Here is a 19,325-nt window from a genome sequence, read left to right as displayed (position 1 = left end):
CCCGCCCTCGCCGAACCGGTGGGGAGCGCGACGGCGCGCCGGCTGCGGGTCAGACGTGCCGGACGCGCTGCTGCAGGCGGGTGCGGATGTCGAAGAGCTCGGTGCCGCCGATGTCACGCGCACCCGTGATCCCCTGACGGAGCAGCGTGGAGAGCCCCGACTGGGACACGACGGCGACCGGGGTGCCGCGCACCTTTCCGAGTTCGGTGACCGAGCCCAGCACATCGCCGTCGGGGAGCACCACGATCGCGCCGCTGAAGCGGACGCCGGCGGCCCGGGCGATGACGCGCAACCGCGATACGAGCTCGGTGACCGGGGCGCCGGCGACGTGCGCGCCGACGATCTCGCCGCGACGGAAACCGACGGGGGCGCCGAAGTCTTCGGACAGGAGCGCGTACAGGCCGCTCGGACCGAGAACGATGTGGTCGAGCTTGTCTTCATGGTCGCCGTCGCGCGAGGCGTCGACGTCGTGCCAGACGGTGTAGCCCATGCCGAGGTCGGCGATGATGCGGGCCGTCGCCTCTTCGGCGAGCGCGTCGGCGAGCATGCGACGCAGCTCGTGGGGCGCCGACCGCACCAGTTGCGGATCGTAGGGGTCGGCGAGATCCACACCCCGGCCCACCCACTCGCGGATCAGCGTGAGGTAGCGCTCGCGGCGCCACCCTCCGGGCTGCCCGTGGGTGCGCGCCCGCGGCCGCGTGTCGGCTCGCGGAGCACTCGCGCGGGGCGCAGACCACTCGGGGCTCTGCACGCCGCGACCGCGGTCGTACGACGCGCGCGCATCGGGGGTGCCGACGAGTTCCCAGGCGCGCTGCACCTGGATGAAGACCGCGGCGTCACCACCGGTGTCGGGGTGGGTCTGGCGCAGGCGCAGCCGGTAGGCACGCCGCAACTCCTCGTCGTCGACGTCGGCGCTCACGCCGAGCACGTCGTACGCCGATGCGGACACCGGGCTGTCGAACACCGGAACCTCCCCTGCCGCGCGCATGCGCAGCATCCGACAGGCTAACCCGCCGCAGATGTGCGGGGGCCGTCAGTCTCGACGACGACGGTGCGCATAGGCGGCGGCGCCCCGGCTCGAGAGCGCCAGGAGCACGAGGATGTCGAGTGCCAGCGTGATGAGCGTGGTGTCGAGCCGGATGTCCTGGCCCTGCACCCACCACCCCGTGAACGCCGTCGAGATCGAGAGCGTCGAGAAGATCATGACGACCATGCGGGGGAAGTTCCGCCCCCCGAGGATCAGAAGACCGAACACGGCCTCCCCGAGCAGGAAGAGCCCGCAGACCACGAGGAACGCCGCCAACCCGATGCCGAGCACGTCGGGGGTGAGCCCGGCAGCATCCGCCGTCTCGCCCGTGTAGCTGCGCACCCAGCCGTCCCAGTCGAGCGCGACCGAGACCGTCCACACGACTCCGGCCGCCACGCGCAGGAGCACGAGGCCCGCCCCCGCGGTCGTCGCGATCGGGCGCTTCATCGCCGGATCGGCGGCGGGCCGGTCGAGGGCTGCCGGAACCTCGAACGCCGGCCGCTTCTCGGGCACCCGCCCGTCTCTGCCGCGACCGAGTGCGCTCATGAGGCCGCCCCCGTCGCCACGGCTCGCACGTCGACGATCGGAAGGTCGCCATCGGTGCGGATGCTGTCGCCCCCGCCGTTGCGGGAGTGGTAGCCGGTCGAGAAGTCGCGTATGACGTCGACGAGCACCCGCGCATCGGCGGCGGTGAGCGAATCGACGATGTGGTCTCGCTCGATATCGGTGTCGGCGTCGATGCGGTGGGTCACCTGCAGGGTGAACAGCGACAGACCGACCGCGGTGTCGAAGGTGCCCGCCGCGACCCACTCGACGCGGTAGCCGCCCGGCAGCATCCATTCGTCGGGACACCGCCAGAACCGCACGTGGTGACGCTGCGAGGGGTTTCCGGCGAACTCCTGTTGATAGGCGAAGTCCTGCTGGCGCCCGAAGAGGAACAGCGGGCTGACCGGCGCTTCGTCGTAGCTGCGGCGGGTGAGGGTCGACGTGATGATGCGCCACGACGAACGCAGGGTCACGGGGTCGGCCGTCCGCCACCCCGCGGCGACGAGCACCGCCTCGATCTGCGCGCGCGACCCCATGAAGGCGAGGTTGACCGGGTCGCCCAGCAACCCGTCGCTCGTGCGGGCGCGACCGATGAAGTAGTCGGGCACGTAGACGGTGGTGAGGATGCGGTGCAGTCGCGGCAGGACGAGGTAGGCCAGGAGCACCCAGAACACGATGCCGAGAGGGATTCCCCACCAGCCGACGGTGAAGGTCTCGGTGAAGCTCAGGTAGGCGAGCCAGACGGCGGCGAGGCCGGCGAAGACGAAGAAGAACCAGTCGAGCGCACCCTCGACTCGGCGGCGGCGCTTCGCTCCCCCCATCTCAACTCCACAGCGGGATCGCGGGGCGGTGGGCGAACGCCTCCGCCACGAGGCGCGCCCCGATCTGATCGAGTGACGCCGGTACCCAGCGGGGCGAGCGGTCTTTGTCGACGAGTTGCGCGCGGATCCCCTCGACGAGGTCGGGTTGGGTCGCTGCGAACCATCCGACGAGGCCGTACTCCTGGGCGAGGGCCGCCCGCAGGTTCGGCAGCGCGCGTGCGCGACGGACGGCCTCGAGCGTCACCGTCAGCGCGACGGGCGAGAGCTCTTCGAGGGTGTCGGCGGTAGCGGCCGGTCCGTGCTCCGCGGCGCCCTCGGCCTGCTCGGCCCGCTCTGCCTGCTCGCGGAGGCGGGCGATGATCTCGGCGACGGTGTCGGCGGCGAAGGCGTCGTCGATCCAGGCGCGCGCCACCTCGAGCTTCGAGGGTGGCGGGGTCTCGTCGAACAGCAGCACGAGTTCGGCGGGTGTCGCCGGATCGGCGCGGGTCTCGAGCGCGTCGCGCAGCGCGTCGAGGTGCGCGCTCGGCACGACGTGGTCGGCGAACCCGGCATAGACCGCGTCGGCGGCGTCCATCGACGCGCCGGTGAGGGCGAGGTATTCGCCCAGCCGCCCGGGCGCGCGGCCGAGCAGCCAGGTGCCGCCGACGTCGGGGGTGAACCCGATGCGGGTCTCGGGCATCGCCAGCGCCGAGCGCTCGGTGACCACGCGCACGGCCGCGTGTCCGGCGAGGCCGATGCCGCCGCCCATCGTGATGCCGTCGGCGATCACCACGATCTGCCTCGGATACTCCGCGATGCGGGCGTTCAGGGCGTACTCGTCGCGGAAGAAAGCGGTCGCTGCCTCCGCGTTGCCGGTCTGGATCTGCTCGGCCAACCCGCGCACGTCGCCGCCGGCGCAGAACCCGCGGTCCCCCGTGCCGTCGAGGAGCACGATGCCGACGTCGGGGTCGCTCTCCCATTCGTCGAGCGCCGCCGCGAGGGTGTGCACCATGCCGAGGTCGAGCGCGTTGATCGCGCGGGGGCGGTTCAGCGTGAGACGGCCGAGTCCGCTCGACGCGCGAACGAGTACACGGGGTTCGGTCGCAGCATCCACGTCGTCACGCTAGCGCGCCTGCCTCGCCGCCCGCTTCCCTCCGGCGCATGTCCCGAATTCCGCAACGATCGGGGCCCTGCGTTGCGGAAAACGGGACACGGATCGGCGTATGTCCCGAATTCCGCAACGATCGGGACCCTGGGTTGCGGAAAACGGGACACGGTTCGCGGGGGCGGCGAGGTCGCTCGAAGACGGGAAATGCGGGATCGGGAGGCTTTTCGGCCAAGATGGAGGCAACGTACGCATGAACGGGAGGTTGCGGCATGCCAGACGGACAGGTGCTGGAATTCTCCGGGATCGTCAAACGCTTCGGATCCGTGGCGGCCGTCGACGGGCTCACGGCCCGCGTCGAACCGGGGCTCGTCACGGGGTTCTTGGGCCCGAACGGCGCCGGCAAGACCACGTCGTTGCGGATGCTGCTCGGACTCGTGCGCCCGACGGAGGGAACCGCGACGATCGGCGGACAGTCGTACACGACGCTTCGCGACCCGCTGCAGACGGTGGGAGCCGCACTCGAAGCGTCGAGCTTCCACCCGGGGCGTTCCGCCGCGAACCACCTGACCGTCTACGCGCAGGCTGCCGGCATTCGCCGCACGCGTGTCGACGAGGTGCTCGGTCTCGTCGGACTCGCCGATGTCGCCGGTCGCAAGGTCGGTGGATTCTCGCTCGGCATGCGCCAGCGGCTCGGACTCGCCTCGGCACTCCTCGGCGACCCGGGGGTACTCGTCCTCGATGAGCCGACGAACGGGCTCGACCCCGAGGGCATCCGCTGGATGCGCGGGCTTCTGCGCGGCCTCGCCGCCGAAGGCCGCACCGTTCTCATCTCTTCGCACCTGCTCGCCGAGGTGCAGCAGACCGTCGATGCGCTCCTCATCATCGCCTCGGGCCGACTGGTGTTCCAGGGCGGTATCGAAGATCTCGCCGAGCGCAGCGAGCAGGCCACGATCATCGACGCCCCCGACCGGGCGGCATTGATCGCCGCGATCGAGGCCGCAGGCCTGGAGTATGCGGTGTTGCGCAACGGCCTGACGGTGCAGCGCGCGGAGCCTCTCGAGGTCGGCGCGATCGCGGGCGCCGCCGGAATCGTGCTGTCGAGCCTGCAACGCCGAGGCGCGGGACTCGAGGAGATCTTCCTCGAGCTGGTCAGCGGCGACGCGGGCGCCGGGTCGCTCGCCGCCGCGGACGCTTCGACCGGCTCAGCGACCGCTCCTCCCGAGCCCGCCCCGCCGGCGCGCGAACCAGAGGCGACGCCGTCGGTCCCTGAGCCTGACGAAGGGCCCACCGACCCCGCGACGCCGTCGGTCCCTGAGCCTGACGAAGCGCCCACCGACCCCGCGCCGCCCACCGAGGAGGAGCAGCGATGAGCCTCGCCACCGCCACCCGCTCCGAGCTGACCAAGCAGTTCACCACCGCGATCTGGTGGATCCTCGCGCTCGTGCTCGCCGTCTACGTCGCGCTCGTGTCGGCCGGATTCGGATGGGTCCTCGCCGCTGTCGCCACGGGCTCCCTCCCCGGCGCGAGCGGCGCGCAGATCCCCGCCGCCGTGCTCCCTCCCATCGTCTACAGCGTGGCGACGTCGTTCGGGTACGTCTTCCCGCTCCTCATCGGCACGCTGATGGCGACGTCGGAATTCCGCCACAAGACCCTCACCCCCACGTTCCTCGCGACACCCCGCCGCGGAACCGTGCTGGCGGCGAAGGTCGTCGTCGGCGTCGTTCTCGGCGCGCTCTACGGCGTCGTCGGGGTCGTCGCCGCTGTCGGACCGGGCGCGCTGGTGCTGGCAGCATCCGATGTTCCGACCCTGCTCGGCGAGAGCGACACGTGGGCCCTGATCGGCCGCATGGTGCTCGCTTTCGCGATCTGGACCCTGGTCGGCCTCGGCGTCGGCACCGTCGTCCGCAACCAGGTCGTGGCCATCGTGCTGGTGCTCGCCTTCACGCAGTTCATCGAGCCCATCGCCCGTGTCGCGGGGGGATTCGTCGATGCCCTCGAACCGATCACGCGCGTGCTGCCGGGAGCGGCGGGCGACGCGCTCGTCGGAAGCAGCGCCCTCTCGATCGCGGCGGCGAGCGCTTCAGAACCCCTCGAGTGGTGGGCGGGCGGGCTCGTGCTGCTCGGTTACGCGGCGGTCTTCCTCGCGCTCGGGCGACTCACGAGCTGGCGACGCGACCTCGACTGAAGAGCGGTCAGGGTCGCCGGCGCGGCTTCTTCGCGATCACGGCGACGTCTTCGGGCGCATCGGCCACGTCGAGACGCAGCGCCTGCAGCAGAGCGGCGCCGTGCTGGGTGGTGAGGATGAGACGCTCGAACTCGTCGTGGCCCTCGAGGTCGATGACGACACTGGGTCGGCGGCGACGGATCAGGGCGAAATCGTTGCCGCCCACCGACTTCCACGTGCCCATCGCCACGGCCACCGGCAGGGAGAGTCCGGGGTTCGGCACACCGCGCAGCCACGTCCAGGCGTCGTCGGTGAGTTGCGCCCTCACGATGGTCTCGCGCGGCACTTTGATGTTGCCGCGGCGGAGCGCCATCGCCCTCTCGGTCGGCGCGAGCACGACCTCGAGTTGTGTCGAATCGAGCAGCAGCGTGACCATGCCTCCAGTCTGCCAGCGGCGCCGAGCCCATTCCGGGCCGCTTGCTCACAGGACGACAACGATCGAGCGCCGCCGCACCGGCCCGGGGTTGCGAGAGGCGGGATAGCCTGAATCCATGAGCGTCGGCAGCACCATAACGTCCGTCGCCGACCTCCTCGACGGCCTCCGCCACGGCGTCGCGCTCGACGCGTCGGCGGCTGAGGTCCTCCTCACCGCGACGGGCTCCGACCTCGACGCGGTGCTCGAGCTCGCCGGCACCACCCGCGACGCCGGACTCGCCGCCGCCGGCCGCCCCGGCGTCATCACGTATTCGCGCAAGGTGTTCGTGCCGCTGACGACCCTCTGTCGCGATCGCTGCCACTACTGCGTCTTCGTCGACACCCCCGGTCAGCTGCTGAAGAAGCGTCAGCCGGCCTACATGTCGCCCGAGCAGGTGCTCGCCGTCGTGCGGCAGGGCCAGGCGATGGGGTGCAAGGAGGTGCTCCTCACCCTCGGCGACCGCCCGGAAGACCGGTGGCCCGAGGCCCGCGCGTGGCTCGACGAACACGGCTACGCCTCGACCCTCGATTACGTCGCCGCCATCGCACGCCTCATCACCGCCGAGACGGGCTTGCTCGCGCACGCGAACCCCGGCGTGATGCACGCCGAAGAGCTGCGGATGCTGCGCCCCACCGCGCCGTCGATGGGCATGATGCTCGAGACGACCTCGCGCCGTCTCTTCGAAGAGCCCGGGCAGGTGCACTTCGGCTCCCCCGACAAAGACCCGAGCCTCCGCCTCCGGGTGATCGCCGAAGCCGGCGAGGCCCGCATCCCGTTCACCACCGGCATCCTCGTCGGGATCGGTGAGACGCTGCGCGACCGGGCGGACTCGCTCATCGCAATGCGCGAGCTGCACGAGCGGCACGGGCACGTGCAAGAGATCATCGTGCAGAACTTCCGCGCGAAGCCCCGGACCGCGATGCAGGACGCCCCCGACGCCGACCTCCTCGAGTACGTCGCCGCGGTCGCGGTCGCCCGCCTCGTCTTCGGCCCGCACATGCGCATCCAGGTTCCCCCGAACCTCTCCGACACCGCAGAGTTCTCGCTCCTCGTGCGCGCCGGCGCAGACGACTGGGGCGGAATCTCGCCGCTCACCGCCGACCACGTCAACCCCGAGCGCCCCTGGCCGCACCTCGACGACCTGGCCGGCATGACGGCCGGGCTCGGATTCGAGTTGCGCGAACGCCTGACCGCGCAGCCCGAGTTCGTGCTCGACGCCGACCGCTGGATCGATCCCGCCCTCCACGGCGCGGTCGCGGCCCTCGCCGACCCCGCCACGGGGCTCGCCGCCCACCCGCACCGCCCGGCGGACGCCCGCCCTGCGGTGGACGCTCCGGGGTCGAGCACCGCCGCGCGCACTAACTCAGGCTCGTTGCCGCAACTCGATCAGCCCACCCCCGGAAAACCGCAGATCTCCGATCCGGCCACCGGAACCAGCCTGAGTACGGTTGGCGCGAGTGCCGGCGGCGCGGGGGCCGGCGGCGCAGGGGCCGGCGGCGCAGGGGCCTGCGGCGCAGGGGCCGGCGGCGCAGGGGCCGGCACGGCAGCACGGGTTGCTGCGGGGGCGGGCACAGGTGGGGCCGCCGTGCGGCGCCTCGCCGAAGCCGCCGCGGCCGACCCGCTCGCGCTCGATGACGCGGAGTGGGTGCGGCTTCTCGAGGCCACCGGCACCGAGCTCGACGCGCTGACCTCGACCGCAGACGACCTGCGGCGCTACACCGTCGGCGAAACCGTGAGCCTCGTCGTGAACCGCAACCTCACTTCGACGGGCTTCCGTGCGGCCGGCCGCGCTGCCCCCGGCACCTTCGACCTCACCGACGTCGCCGCCATCGCGCGCGACGCCGTCGATCTGGGCGCCACCGAGATCTGCGTCCAGGGCCTCATCGACCCGAGCGAAGACCCCACCGCCTACCTCGCGATCGCCCGCGCCGTGAAGGAAGCGGCTCCCGGCGTGCACCTGCACGCCTACCGTCCGCAAGACGTGCGCGACTTCGCCGACCGGGCCGGCCTCGGGCTCGATGAGGCGCTCAGCGCTCTCCGGGACGCCGGGGTCGACAGCGTCCCTGGCACCGGGGTGAAAGTGCTGAGCGAGCGGGTGCGCGCGCTCGTCGCCCCCGGCGACCTCGCGATCGACCGCTGGGTCGAGGGGATCGCCGCTGCCCACCGCGCCGGCTTCCGCTCGACGTCGGTGCTGTTCTACGGCCACGTCGAAACCGCGGCAGAGCGCATCGCGCACCTGCGAGAACTGCGCCGCCTCCAAGACGCCGCAGCGGGCTCGGCGGCTCGCGGCGGTTTCAGCGAGTTCGTGCCGATTCCCCTGCCTCCGGCACCGCTCGGCTCCGGCGCTCTCCCCGGCCACGGCGTGCCCCTCGTCGCCGGCCGGGCGCCGCTCGACGAGCACCGAGCCATGGTGGCGGTTTCGCGGTTGCTGCTGTCGGGGAGCATCCCGCACATCCAGATCCCGTGGACGCGCGTCGGAACGGATGCTGCGGCCGAGCTGCTGCGCTCGGGCGGCGACGACCTGGGGGGAACCCTGCTCGACGGGCGCGTGCTCCCCGACACGGGCGTCGAACTGGGCCTCGAGCTGCCGGTGGCCGATGCGACGAGGATCGCGGCGAAGCTCTTCCGCCCGTTCCGCCTGCGCACCACCGATTACGGAACCCCGTCGCGCGGACCGAGCGCGACGTGACGCGCGTCGATGTCGCGATCGTCGGTGCGGGTTTCGCCGGGCTCGGCATGGCGATGGCGCTCCGACGCGCGGGTCGCGACGATTTCGTCGTGCTCGAACGCGGCGACACCGTCGGTGGCACCTGGCGCGACAACACCTACCCGGGCGTCGCGTGCGACGTGCCCTCGCACCTCTACGGCTTCGCGGCCCACCCGCAGCCCCACTGGTCGGCGACGTTCGCCCGAGGCCCCGAGATCCACTCCTACCTCGAAACCGTGGCACGCCACGAAGAGCTGGGCGACCGGCTTCGGCTTCGCACCCCGGTTCTCGGCGCGCAGTGGGACGACGCCGCCGCGCTCTGGCGTATCGACGCGAACGGCGAACAGATCGAGGCGCGCTCCCTCGTTCTGGCGTGCGGGCGACTGACCGAACCCCACGTTCCGTCGATCCCCGGACTCGAGTCTTTCCCCGGCGCGATCTTCCACTCCGCCCGCTGGGACCACTCCGCAGACCTCGAGGGCGCCCGCGTGGCCGTCGTCGGCACCGGTGCGAGTGCGGTGCAGATCGTGCCCGAGCTCGCAGCGATCGCCGCTGCTGTCACCCTCTTCCAGCGGACGCCCGCGTGGATCGTTCCGCGCGGCGGGCGCGATTACACCCCCGCCGAGCAGGAGCGCTTCGCCGACCACCCTGACGAACTCGCACGCCTGCGCGCAGAGCTCTTCACCGAGGGCGAGGCCCGCTTCGCCTCGAGATCCGGAGATGCCGCGGCCTCCGCCGACGCGACGCGGATCGCCCTCGCCCATCTCGAGGCGCAGGTCGCCGACCCCGCGCTCCGGCGTGCGCTGACCCCCGACTACGCCTTCGGCTGCAAGCGGGTGCTCCTCTCCGACACGTTCTACCCGGCCGTCGCGTCCGACGCCGTGGCGCTCGAGGCGTCCGCGCTCGCCTCGGTCGAGGGGTCGACCCTCACCGCTGCGAGCGGCGAGCGCTACGAGGCCGACGTGATCGTGCTGGCGACCGGGTTCGTCGCGTCGCGGCAGCCCTACGCCGAGCTCGTCCAGGGCGATGACGGCATCACGCTCGCCGAGCACTGGTCGAGCGGAATGACGTCGTTCGCGTCGACGGTGGTCGCGGGCTTTCCGAACCTGTTCGTCCTCAACGGGCCGAACGCGAGTCTCGGGCACAACTCGTCCGTGCTGATGAGCGAGGAGCAGGCGACCTACGTCGTCCGGGCGCTGGTCGAACGCGACCGGCGCGCCGACCGGGTGCTGCGAACGCGGCCCACGGCCGAGGAGGCGTACACCGCCGAGATCGCGTCGGCCGCAGCATCCACCCCCTGGCTCACCGGCGGATGCGGCAATTGGTACGTCGACGATCGCTCGGGGCGGCTCACGCTGTTGTGGCCCGGCACCGTGCAAGCTTTCCGTGAGCGGCTCGCCGCCGCCGACGGCAGTGAATTCGAACCCGCGCACGCGCCCGCGCGCCGCGGGCAGACCGGAGGAGAATCATGACCGTACCCCTGCGTTTCGGCTACAAGGCGTCCAGCGAGCAGTTCGGGCCCTCCGAGCTTCTCGAATTCGCGGTGCTCGCCGAAGAGATGGGGTTCGACTCCGTCTTCTTGTCCGACCATCTGCAACCCTGGATGCACGAGGGCGGCCACGCACCCGCGGCTCTTCCCTGGCTGGGTGCGCTCGGCGCCCGCACCTCGAAGATCGTGATGGGCACGTCGGTGCTCACCCCCACGTTCCGCTACCACCCGGGAGTCGTCGCCCAGGCGTTCGCCACGCTCGGCGTCATGTACCCCGGGCGGGTCATCCTCGGTGTCGGAACGGGTGAGGCCCTGAACGAGGTCACGCTCGGACTCGAGTGGCCCGAGCCGCCGGAGCGTTTCCAGCGTCTCAAAGAGGCGATCATCCTCATCGAGAAGCTGTGGGCCGACGAGCGCGTCACCTACGAGGGCACCTACTACTCGGTCAAGGACGCCACGATCTACGACCGGCCCCCGGCCGACCAGACCGTGCCGATCTACATCGGCGCCTCGGGTCCTGCGGCAACGCGCCTCGCGGGACGCATCGCCGACGGCTACATCACCACGAGCGGCAAAGATCCGGCGCTCTACACCGACACCCTGCTGCCGGCGCTCCGCGAGGGCCTCGACAAGGCCGGCCGCGATGCCGACGCCATCGACACGATGATCGAGGTCAAGGTCTCGTACCACCCCGACCACGACACCGCGATGGAGAAGACCCGGTTCTGGGCGCCCCTCGCCCTGTCTCCCGAAGAGAAGCGCGACGTGCACGACCCCCTCGAGATGCAGCGCCTCGCGTCCGAGCTGCCGCTGGAGCGCGCCGCCTCGCGATTCATCGTGTCGACCGACCCCGAAGAGCACGTCGAGAAGATCGCGCGCTACGTCGAGTTGGGGTTCCGCCACCTCGTGTTCCACGATCCGGGCCACGACCAGGAGGAGTTCCTCCGCACGTACGGCGCCGAGATCCTGCCGCGCCTGCGCGCACGCTTCGCCGACTGAGCGGTTCTCGGCACGGCCCACCCGCCATCGACCCGTACTCGGGCAGAATTGTCGAGATGTCTCTGTCTGACCGCTTCTTGCCGCGCACCTCGCCCGCGCAGCCTGAGTACGGGCCATCCGGGTGGGTCGTCATCGTGCCCGTGAAGCCGACAGCGGTCGGCAAGTCTCGACTGACGGATGCTGCGCCGAACCGCGCGGCCCTCGCTCGCGCCCTCGCGCTCGACACCATCGTGGCAGCGGCGGCAGCCACCGCGGTGCAGCGGGTGATCGTCGTGACCGAAGACGCCGACATCGCGGCGGCGGTGCGGCGCATGCCTTACGTCGACGTCGTCCGCGAAGGCGATCAGCGCGGGCTCGACGCCGCGATCGCCACGGGTGCCGCCGCCGCCGGACCCGACACCCCTCGCGCGGCCCTGCTCGGCGACCTCCCCGCCCTCCGCCCGTTCGATCTCGACACCGCACTCGAAGCGGCGGAAGCCGTCGAGCGCGGTGTCGTGGCCGACGCCGAAGGAGAGGGCTCAACCCTGGTCACCGCGCGGGCGGGCGCCACGTGGATCTCGGCCTTCGGCGAAGATTCGTTCTCGCGCCACAAGCTCCTGGGCTGCACGCCGCTCGACGTACCGCCCGACTCGACCCTCCGGCGCGATGTCGACACCGCCGAGCAGTTGGCCGAAGCATCCCTCCTGGGGCTGGGCGCGCGCACCGCCGCGGTGCTCGGCGCCTCTGCCGCCTGACCCGGGCGCACGGTTTCGCCCCGACCCCGAGCGCACCGGTTCCGCCCCGACCCCGAGCGCACGGGTTCCGCCCGAGCACACGGCTCCGCGCCCTACCCCGGCCGTGCGCTCGTTCCTAAGCCGTGTCGTCGACTCAGGCCGAAAGCGCGGCTTCGACGATGGCCGCAGAGGCCGCGACGTCGCTCATCCACAGTGGCGCGACGACCGCCCGCATGCCGAGCCCCTCGACCGAGACAGCCGCATCCGCGTCTTCTTCGGCGATCAGCCACGCATCGAGCAGACCGCCCGCCGACCGTGCGCCGTAGTGCCCGGCAACGGCCGAGGCCGAGGTCTCGACCCCGATCGCGGCGAGACAAACATCCGCCATCCCCCGCACGACGCGACCACCGATGATCGGTGAGACGCCGATGACGCGGGCGGATGCTGCGGCCAACGCCTCACGGATGCCCGGCACCCGCAGAATGGGGCCGATCGAGACGACAGGGTTCGAGGGGGCGATGAGCACCACGTCGGCGGCGGCGATCGCCTCGGCGATGCCCGGTGCCGGGGCGGCGACCTCGATGCCGGGGTTGTCGAAGCGGACGGGTTCCAGGGTGGCGCGGTAGCGGGTCCACCACTCCTGGAAGTGCATGTCCCGGCCGTCGTCGAGCACCACCCGGGTGTCGACCTCGGTGTCGGTCATCGGCAGCATCCGGATCCCCAGCGGCCACCGCCGAGACAGCCGCTCGAGCACCTCGGTCGGCGAAGCGCCGTCGCGGAGCCAGCCGGTGCGTGCGAGGTGCGTGCCGAGGTCGAGATCGCCGAGGGTGAACCACGGCCAGCCGGCTCCCCATGCCTGCAACTCTTCGTTCACACGCTCGGTGTCGCCGGCGCGACCCCACCCGCGCTGGGTGTCATTGACACCGGCGAGCGCGTAGAGGATCGAGTCGATGTCGGGCTGCAGCCGCACCCCCGACAGCCAGAGATCGTCGCCCGTGTTGACCACGACCGTGGGTTCGGGCGCACCGCGGCGCACGAGCGCGTCGCGGACCCCGAGGGTGAACTTCGCCCCACCGACCCCGCCGGCGAGCACGACGACGCGCGTCACGAGCCGAGCGGGGGCTGGGGAACGGATGCTGCGGCCTTCGCTGCCGGAGCGAGCGCGGCGACGATCTGCTCGATCGCCGCGTCGTCGTGCGCGGCGGTGAGGAACCAGGCTTCGAAGACGCTGGGCGGCAGCGAGACACCGGCGTCGAGCATCGCGTGGAAGAACGGGGCGTAACGCCACGATTCCTGCGTCAGCGCGGTCGCGTAGTCGCGGGGCGCATCGGAAAGGAACGCGACACCGAACAGCGAGCCGGCGCGAGGCACCGCGTGCACGACCCCCTCGGCGGAGAGTGCGGCAGACAGCGCATCGGCGACGACCGCCGCCGCCGCATCGACGCGGGCGTAAATCTCGGGTGTGGCGAGGCGCAGGGTCGCGAGGCCCGCCGCCACCGACAGCGGGTTCCCCGAGAGAGTGCCCGCCTGGTACACCGGGCCGAGGGGGGCGAGGTGATCCATGACGTCGGCGCGGCCACCGAGGGCGGCCAGCGGCATCCCTCCGCCCACGACCTTGCCGAAGGCGAAGATGTCGGGCGTGTAGTTCTCGCCGGCCTCGGCCTGTAGCCCCCAGAACCCGGCCGGATGCACGCGGAAGCCGGTGAGCACCTCGTCGATGATCAACAGCGCGCCGTTCTCATGCGCGATGTCGGCGAGAGCGGCGTTGAAGCCGGGCAGCGGGGCGACAACGCCCATGTTCGCGGCGGCCGCCTCGACGATGATCGCGGCGATACGGTCGCCGTGCACCGCGAACGCTTCGCGAACAGCGTCGAGGTCGTTGTAGGGCAGCACGAGGGTCTGCGCCGCGATCGGGGCGGGGACACCCGCGGAACCCGGAAGCGCGAGCGTCGCGACACCGGAGCCCGCAGCCGCGAGCAGCCCGTCGGAGTGTCCGTGGTAATGCCCGGCGAACTTGATGAGCAGGTCGCGGCCGGTGACCCCCCGTGCGAGACGGATCGCCGTCATCGTGGCCTCGGTGCCGGTGGAGACCAGCCGCACCTTCTCGATCGGTTTCGCATCGCCCACCGCGACGCGGTCGGCGATCAGCGCGGCGAGCTCGACCTCGGCGCCGGTCGGCGCGCCGAACGAGAGGCCGCGGGAGGCGGCGGACTGCACCGCTTCGACGACCTCCGGGTGCGCGTGCCCCAGGAGGGCCGGCCCCCACGATGCGACCAGGTCGACGAAGTCGCGCCCCGCCGCATCCGTCACCACAGCCCCCCGCGCCGATGCCAGGAACCGCGGGGTGCCGCCGACCGATCCGTAGGCCCGCACGGGCGAGTTCACCCCGCCCGGAATCACCTCGCGGGCTCGGGCGAAAAGTTCGTCGTTGCGGTCAGTCATGTGGGTTTCCCGTCACTAACTCAGGCTGGATGCTGCAAAAACCGCCCCGACGGAGCTTCTAGACCCGATTCAGCCTGAGTTAGTGCGGCGAACGGGCGGCGAAGCCGGAACGCGGGGTCAGCGGGTGTCGCGGAGCCAGGTGGCGGCCTCGACGGCCCAGTACGTGAGGATCGCGTCGGCGCCGGCGCGGCGGATGCCGAGCAGGCTCTCTTCGATCGCCCGGCGGCGGTCGATCCACCCGTTCGCCGCTGCCGCCTCGATCATCGCGAACTCGCCCGACACCTGGTACGCCCAGACGGGGATGTCGACCGAAGCGCGCACCTCGGCCAGCACGTCGAGGTAGGGCATGGCGGGCTTGACCATGACGACGTCGGCGCCCTCCTCGGCGTCGAGCAGGGCTTCGCGCACACCCTCACGGCCGTTGGCGGGGTCGAGCTGGTAGGTGCGGCGGTCGCCGACGAGCTGCGAATCGACGGCCTCGCGGAACGGGCCGTAGAACGCCCCGGCGTACTTCGCCGAGTAGGCGAGGATCATCGTGTCGATGAAGCCCTCGGCGTCGAGAGCGGCGCGGACGTGGGCGGTCTGGCCGTCCATCATTCCCGACAGACCGAGCATCACCGAACCGGCCCGTGCCTGTGCGAGTGCCATCGAGGCGTACCGCTCGAGGGTGGCGTCGTTGTCGACCCGGCCTTTCGCGTCGAGGACTCCGCAGTGCCCGTGGTCGGTGAATTCATCGAGGCAGAGGTCGGTCTGCACCACGAGGGAATCGCCCACCTCGGCGACCAACGCCTCGGTGGCGAGATTCAGGATGCCGCGGGGGTCGTCGGCGCCGGAGCCCCGGGCATCGCGCACCTCGGGCACGCCGAAGAGCATCACCCCGCCGACACCGGCGGTCGCCGCCTCGGCCGCCGCGGAGCGGAGGGAATCCAGCGTGTGCTGCACCACGCCCGGCATCGACGAGATGGGCGACGGCTCGGCGATCGCCTCGCGCACGAACATGGGGAGAACGAGCTGCGACGGCGAGAGGTGCGTCTCGCGCACGAGCCGCCTGACCGCGGGCGCCTGCCGCAGGCGCCGGGGACGATGCTGCGGAAAGCTCACGACGAGAACTCGTCGGCCGGGTCGGGGAGCGGGAAGCCCGCCACGGCCGCGATGAGGGAGTCGACGGTCTGCTGGTCGGCGATGACGTCGACGGTGAGACCGGCGCGGCGTGCGTCTTTCGCCGTGCGCGGGCCGATCGCGGCGATGACGGTGGCCTCGGGGATCTCGCGGAACTGCGCGTGCACCTGCTCGGCGACCGAACCGCTCGTGACGAGGATGGCGTTGATGCGCCCGGTCTGCACGTCGTGGGCGATCTTGTCGGTCACCGGAACCCCGACGGTGCGGTAGGCGACGACGCTGCGCACGTCGTGCCCCGCCTCGATCAGCATGCGGGTGAGCACCGGCTTGGCGATCTCGCTCCGCAGAGCGAGCACCCGCCGGCTGGTCGGCTCGATCGCGATCATCTGCTCGGCCATGCCGGCGGCGGAGTTGTCACGCTCGGGAACCAGGTCGACCCGGTACCCCGCGGCTTGGAGCGCCGCAGCGGTCGTCTCACCCACCGCCGCGACCTTCGTCGAGGCGGGGATCACGGCGCGGTAGGCGTAGAGCACGTCGACCGTCGTGGCGCTGGTGACGGTCAACCAGTCGAACGCTCCGCCGGCGAGGTCGGCGAGCGCTGCTTCGAGCGCGGCCTGGTCATTGGTCGGGGCGAAATTGATGAGGGGGGCGATGACGGGCGTGGCGCCCTGGCGCCGCAGCGTCGCCGCGACACCGTCGCCCCACGGGCCGCCCCGCGGCACGAGGACGCGCCAGCCCGCGAGGGGCCGGTCAGGCGTCGGCGTGTGCCGGGGGCTGGAATTCATGGGGTCGACTCTCGTGGGACAAGATCGGCCGCCCCGCGTTCGAGCAGCCGATGTGCAACATCGTCCCCGGTGCGCGCAGCTCGCGCGATCGGGTCCGCGCCATCGGCAGCAATCGCACCATCGCCGCTGCCTGCTGACCGAGCATACCCCGGCTCGAGCCTCACCGTCCGGTCGATTGCGATGCGGTGACCGCCGTCGAGCGCGTACACGACGGCGCGGATGCGCAGATCGCCGTCGGTGACTCCCGCGTGGGTGCCCACCGGTGCGTGGCACCCCGCATCGAGGGTCGCCAGCACCGCCCGCTCGGCGGTGATCTCTATGCGCGTCTGCTGATCGTCGAGCACCGCGAGGGCCTCGAGGAGGTCGGATGCCGCGTCTTCGCGCGTCTCGACGGCGAGCGATCCTTGCCCGGGGGCGGTGGGCCACTCGTCGAGCCCCATGGCCTCGGCGAAGAGCCCGCCGAGGTCACCCCCCAGGCGGGCGAGCCCGGCAGCCGCGAGCACGACGGCGTCGAGGTCGCCGTCGCGCACGCGCGCGAGGCGCGAATCGACGTTGCCCCGGAGGTCGCGCATCTGCACGCGGTGGTTGTGACGCAGCACCTGCGCGACGCGCCGCGGCGATCCGGTGCCCACGACCGAACCCTCCGGCAGCGCCGCGAGAGGCGTGCCGTCTCGGGTGATGACGACATCCCGAGCATCGACGCGGGAGGGGGTGGCCGCGATCACCAGACCGTCGGGCTGCGCCGTCGGAAGATCTTTGAGCGAGTGCACCAGCAGGTCGCATTCGCCCGCGGCGAGGGCCTCGCGCAACCCGTTCGCGAAGACACCTCGTCCTCCGAGCTGCGAGAGGGAGCCGCGGTTGACGTCACCCTCGGAGACGATCGGAACGAGGTCGACCGCACGTCCCGAGACACGTGAGAGCGCATCGGCGATCTGTTGGGACTGCGCGAGGGCGAGAGCGCTGCGGCGGGTTCCGAGACGGAGGGGCGCGCTCATCGCGCGCGACTCACTGCAGTACCTCGGGGATCTCCGCGAGGTCGAGCAGACGGCCGGTGTAGAACGGCACTTCTTCGCGCACGTGACGACGCGCCTCGGTGTAGCGCAGCTCGCGCATCATGTCGACGAGATCGGTGAGTTCGTCGGCCTCCATCGGCAGCAGCCACTCGTAGTCGCCCAGAGCGAACGAGGCCACCGTGTTGGCGACGACGCCGGTGAACGCGGCACCCTTTCGCCCGTGATCGATGAGCATCGCGCGCCGCTCCTCTTCTGGGAGGAGGTACCACTCGTAGCTTCGGACGAACGGGTAGAGGCACAGCCAATCGCGGGCGCGCTCACCCCGGAGGAAGCCGGGCACGTGCGAACGGTTGAACTCCGCGTCGCGGTGAACGCCCATGGCGTTCCACGTCGGCAACAGCGGGCGGAGCAGCTCGGTGCGGCGCAGGCGGCGCAGCGCACGCTGCAGCGTCTCGGCGTCGGGGCCGTACAGCCAGACCATCAGGTCGGCATCGGAGCGCAGACCGCTCACGTCGTAGAACCCGCGAACGGTGACCGAACCACCCTGCTGGATCAGCGCGACGATGTCGGCCAGCTCCGTGCTGTCGACTTCGCCGACGGGGTTCTGGGAGTCGCGGCGGAAGACCGCCCACAGGGTGAAGGCGGTTGCTGCGGAGTCCTCGGGCATGCTTCCAGTCTCTCTCTGCACGGTATTCACGCCAAACGCCGAGCGTTCAGACCTGTCGACACCGAGCTACCGGCCACTATCGCGCCGGCATGTCCCACTTTCCGCAACGATTCCGTCCATTCCTTGCGGAATTCGGGACATGCGAGGCCAGGGCGGCTCAGCGCGCGTACGACCGAACCGCGAGCCAGACGAGACCGCCGATGGTCACCGCGACGCCGGCGACCGCGGCCGCTGCGCCGATCGGGTTCTTCCGGCGGAAATCCCGCGCCTGAGTGGTGACACGGGTGACGCCGTGCTCGACACGTCGGGGCAGATTCGCCTTGATCTCGATCGCGGCGAGCGCGGCTTTCAGTTCTGCGCGCGCACTTTCGACCGGGTCGGTCAGACCCAGAGCAACGGCGGTGCGGGGAACGGGAACGGGACGATCAACGCTCATCGCCAGCCTCCTTGACGATCCGGATGTCTTCGGCCACGGCTTCGCCGGGGTTGTCTCGTTTACTCAGCTTTCGGAAGCGCATGATCCCGAGGAGGGCGAGCACCGCGACGATCAGCAGCATCACACCGAACACGACGAGTGCCGACAGCCAGACGGGCCACCACGACGAGAGCCCCGCGATCACGAAAGCGAAGAAGACCGGCAGCGACCAGAACAGTACGAACAGCGCACCGACGAACCATCCGGCGCCGATTCCGGCGTCTTTGGCGGTCTTGGTCAGCCACGCCTTGGCGGCGTTGATCTCGGCGACGACGAGGTTGCGGACGAGCTCGGGCACGTCGCCGAGCAGGGTGAAAAGACCGTCGTCCGCGCGGTCGCGGAATCCGCGGGGCGTCGTCACGTCAGCTCCCAGAAGAGGAGGACGGGGAGTTGGTCTTCGAGGTCGACGACGTGGTGGGCGATGCCGCCTTCTTGGCGTCGTCGACCGACTCCTCGACGGCGTCCGCGACATCCTTGGCCGACGACTTCGCGGCGGCGCCGGCACGCTTGGCGCGCTCCTGCACCGTGCCCGACTCGGAGGCGGCGCCGGTGACGCGCTTCGCTCCCGAGAACAGCGCGCTCGGCACGGCCTTGAGGGCACTCGCGCCGAAGGCCTGCACCTTGGTGACCTGGGTCTGCACGGGCTCGAGCTCCCACACCTTGGTCGCCTGCGTCTTGATCTGCTCGTAACGCTCGCGCCCCGCGCGGGTGCCGAGTACGTATCCGGCCGAGAGGCCGATGATGAGTCCTACTTTGCCCTTCATACGGGCCTCCTCGCGCTCGGTGGAGCCTGCTG

Annotated in this window: 20 protein-coding genes; 6 read left to right on the top strand and 14 right to left on the bottom strand. The window is 71.3% G+C overall.

What is annotated here, in order from left to right:
• Positions 1 to 49: 49 nt before the first annotated feature.
• The 4 genes from ACFXQA_RS06585 to ACFXQA_RS06570 all read right to left on the bottom strand — a co-directional run bounded on the left by ACFXQA_RS06585 (position 50) and on the right by ACFXQA_RS06570 (position 3,487).
• Complete coding sequence (locus ACFXQA_RS06585; RefSeq protein WP_394519087.1) at positions 50 to 964, bottom strand: DnaJ domain-containing protein; 915 nt, start codon at positions 962 to 964, stop codon at positions 50 to 52.
• Positions 965 to 1,033: 69 nt separating this feature from the next.
• Positions 1,034 to 1,573 (bottom strand): hypothetical protein, encoded by a 540-nt coding sequence (locus tag ACFXQA_RS06580; protein ID WP_394518998.1) that lies wholly within the window; start codon positions 1,571 to 1,573, stop codon positions 1,034 to 1,036.
• Positions 1,570 to 2,394 carry an LssY C-terminal domain-containing protein gene (locus ACFXQA_RS06575; protein ID WP_394518997.1) on the bottom strand — a complete coding sequence of 275 codons (825 nt, stop codon included), beginning with the start codon at positions 2,392 to 2,394 and terminating at the stop codon, positions 1,570 to 1,572. The genes ACFXQA_RS06580 and ACFXQA_RS06575 overlap by 4 nt, the downstream gene beginning before the upstream one ends.
• Before the next feature lies 1 nt (position 2,395).
• The gene (locus tag ACFXQA_RS06570) at positions 2,396 to 3,487 is read right to left on the bottom strand and encodes an enoyl-CoA hydratase/isomerase family protein (RefSeq protein WP_394518996.1); all 1,092 of its coding nucleotides are present in this window, start codon (positions 3,485 to 3,487) and stop codon (positions 2,396 to 2,398) included.
• A 263-nt stretch (positions 3,488 to 3,750) separates the two neighbouring features.
• Here ACFXQA_RS06570 and ACFXQA_RS06565 point away from each other — a divergent pair, with 263 nt between their 5' ends.
• Positions 3,751 to 4,851 carry an ABC transporter ATP-binding protein gene (locus ACFXQA_RS06565; protein ID WP_394518995.1) on the top strand — a complete coding sequence of 367 codons (1,101 nt, stop codon included), beginning with the start codon at positions 3,751 to 3,753 and terminating at the stop codon, positions 4,849 to 4,851.
• Positions 4,848 to 5,666, top strand: coding sequence for an ABC transporter permease (locus ACFXQA_RS06560; RefSeq protein ID WP_394518994.1), 819 nt, complete (start codon positions 4,848 to 4,850; stop codon positions 5,664 to 5,666). The genes ACFXQA_RS06565 and ACFXQA_RS06560 overlap by 4 nt, the downstream gene beginning before the upstream one ends.
• Before the next feature lie 7 nt (positions 5,667 to 5,673).
• Here the strand turns inward: ACFXQA_RS06560 and ACFXQA_RS06555 are convergent, their stop codons facing one another.
• Positions 5,674 to 6,081: a hypothetical protein gene (locus ACFXQA_RS06555; RefSeq protein ID WP_394518993.1), complete on the bottom strand. Its 408-nt coding sequence runs from the start codon at positions 6,079 to 6,081 to the stop codon at positions 5,674 to 5,676.
• Between the two features lie 115 nt (positions 6,082 to 6,196).
• On the opposite strand from ACFXQA_RS06555, the gene cofG reads away from it, so the two are divergent.
• Genes cofG through cofC form a run of 4 tightly spaced genes read left to right on the top strand, consistent with a single transcriptional unit; the run spans position 6,197 to position 12,049 of the window.
• A complete protein-coding gene (gene cofG, locus ACFXQA_RS06550; RefSeq protein WP_394518992.1) occupies positions 6,197 to 8,809 on the top strand; it encodes a 7,8-didemethyl-8-hydroxy-5-deazariboflavin synthase CofG in 2,613 nt (870 codons plus the stop codon).
• Positions 8,806 to 10,299, top strand: coding sequence for a flavin-containing monooxygenase (locus ACFXQA_RS06545; RefSeq protein WP_394518991.1), 1,494 nt, complete (start codon positions 8,806 to 8,808; stop codon positions 10,297 to 10,299). Before cofG ends, ACFXQA_RS06545 begins: the two co-directional genes overlap by 4 nt.
• Positions 10,296 to 11,315, top strand: coding sequence for a glucose-6-phosphate dehydrogenase (coenzyme-F420) (gene fgd / locus ACFXQA_RS06540; protein ID WP_394518990.1), 1,020 nt, complete (start codon positions 10,296 to 10,298; stop codon positions 11,313 to 11,315). The genes ACFXQA_RS06545 and fgd overlap by 4 nt, the downstream gene beginning before the upstream one ends.
• Positions 11,316 to 11,371: 56 nt before the next feature.
• The gene (gene cofC / locus ACFXQA_RS06535) at positions 11,372 to 12,049 is read left to right on the top strand and encodes a 2-phospho-L-lactate guanylyltransferase (RefSeq protein WP_394518989.1); all 678 of its coding nucleotides are present in this window, start codon (positions 11,372 to 11,374) and stop codon (positions 12,047 to 12,049) included.
• A gap of 133 nt (positions 12,050 to 12,182) precedes the next feature.
• Here the strand turns inward: cofC and cofD are convergent, their stop codons facing one another.
• From cofD to ACFXQA_RS06490, 9 genes are all read right to left on the bottom strand, one after another.
• Positions 12,183 to 13,136 carry a 2-phospho-L-lactate transferase gene (cofD, locus tag ACFXQA_RS06530; RefSeq protein WP_394518988.1) on the bottom strand — a complete coding sequence of 318 codons (954 nt, stop codon included), beginning with the start codon at positions 13,134 to 13,136 and terminating at the stop codon, positions 12,183 to 12,185.
• Complete coding sequence (gene hemL, locus ACFXQA_RS06525) at positions 13,133 to 14,470, bottom strand: glutamate-1-semialdehyde 2,1-aminomutase (protein ID WP_394518987.1); 1,338 nt, start codon at positions 14,468 to 14,470, stop codon at positions 13,133 to 13,135. The genes cofD and hemL overlap by 4 nt, the downstream gene beginning before the upstream one ends.
• A 117-nt stretch (positions 14,471 to 14,587) precedes the next feature.
• On the bottom strand, positions 14,588 to 15,571 hold the full coding sequence (hemB, locus tag ACFXQA_RS06520; RefSeq protein WP_394518986.1) for a porphobilinogen synthase: 984 nt from the start codon (positions 15,569 to 15,571) through the stop codon (positions 14,588 to 14,590).
• Positions 15,568 to 16,374: a uroporphyrinogen-III synthase gene (locus ACFXQA_RS06515; protein WP_394518985.1), complete on the bottom strand. Its 807-nt coding sequence runs from the start codon at positions 16,372 to 16,374 to the stop codon at positions 15,568 to 15,570. The genes hemB and ACFXQA_RS06515 overlap by 4 nt, the downstream gene beginning before the upstream one ends.
• Positions 16,371 to 17,369 carry a hydroxymethylbilane synthase gene (gene hemC, locus ACFXQA_RS06510; RefSeq protein ID WP_394518984.1) on the bottom strand — a complete coding sequence of 333 codons (999 nt, stop codon included), beginning with the start codon at positions 17,367 to 17,369 and terminating at the stop codon, positions 16,371 to 16,373. The genes ACFXQA_RS06515 and hemC overlap by 4 nt, the downstream gene beginning before the upstream one ends.
• A 10-nt stretch (positions 17,370 to 17,379) precedes the next feature.
• Positions 17,380 to 18,054 (bottom strand): hydrogen peroxide-dependent heme synthase, encoded by a 675-nt coding sequence (hemQ, locus tag ACFXQA_RS06505; protein ID WP_394518983.1) that lies wholly within the window; start codon positions 18,052 to 18,054, stop codon positions 17,380 to 17,382.
• A 157-nt stretch (positions 18,055 to 18,211) separates the two neighbouring features.
• Positions 18,212 to 18,490 (bottom strand): hypothetical protein, encoded by a 279-nt coding sequence (locus ACFXQA_RS06500; RefSeq protein ID WP_394518982.1) that lies wholly within the window; start codon positions 18,488 to 18,490, stop codon positions 18,212 to 18,214.
• Complete coding sequence (locus ACFXQA_RS06495; RefSeq protein WP_394518981.1) at positions 18,480 to 18,890, bottom strand: phage holin family protein; 411 nt, start codon at positions 18,888 to 18,890, stop codon at positions 18,480 to 18,482. The genes ACFXQA_RS06500 and ACFXQA_RS06495 overlap by 11 nt, the downstream gene beginning before the upstream one ends.
• 1 nt (position 18,891) lies before the next feature.
• Entirely contained in the window at positions 18,892 to 19,293 is a 402-nt protein-coding gene (locus tag ACFXQA_RS06490; protein WP_394518980.1) for a hypothetical protein, read from the bottom strand.
• Positions 19,294 to 19,325: the final 32 nt, after the last annotated feature.

It is taken from the genome of Microbacterium shimangi, from assembly GCF_043556445.1.
In the GTDB taxonomy this organism is placed as follows: domain Bacteria; phylum Actinomycetota; class Actinomycetes; order Actinomycetales; family Microbacteriaceae; genus Microbacterium.
Note: the sequence above shows the minus strand (reverse complement) of the source record. Positions and strands in the feature narration are given on the sequence as shown.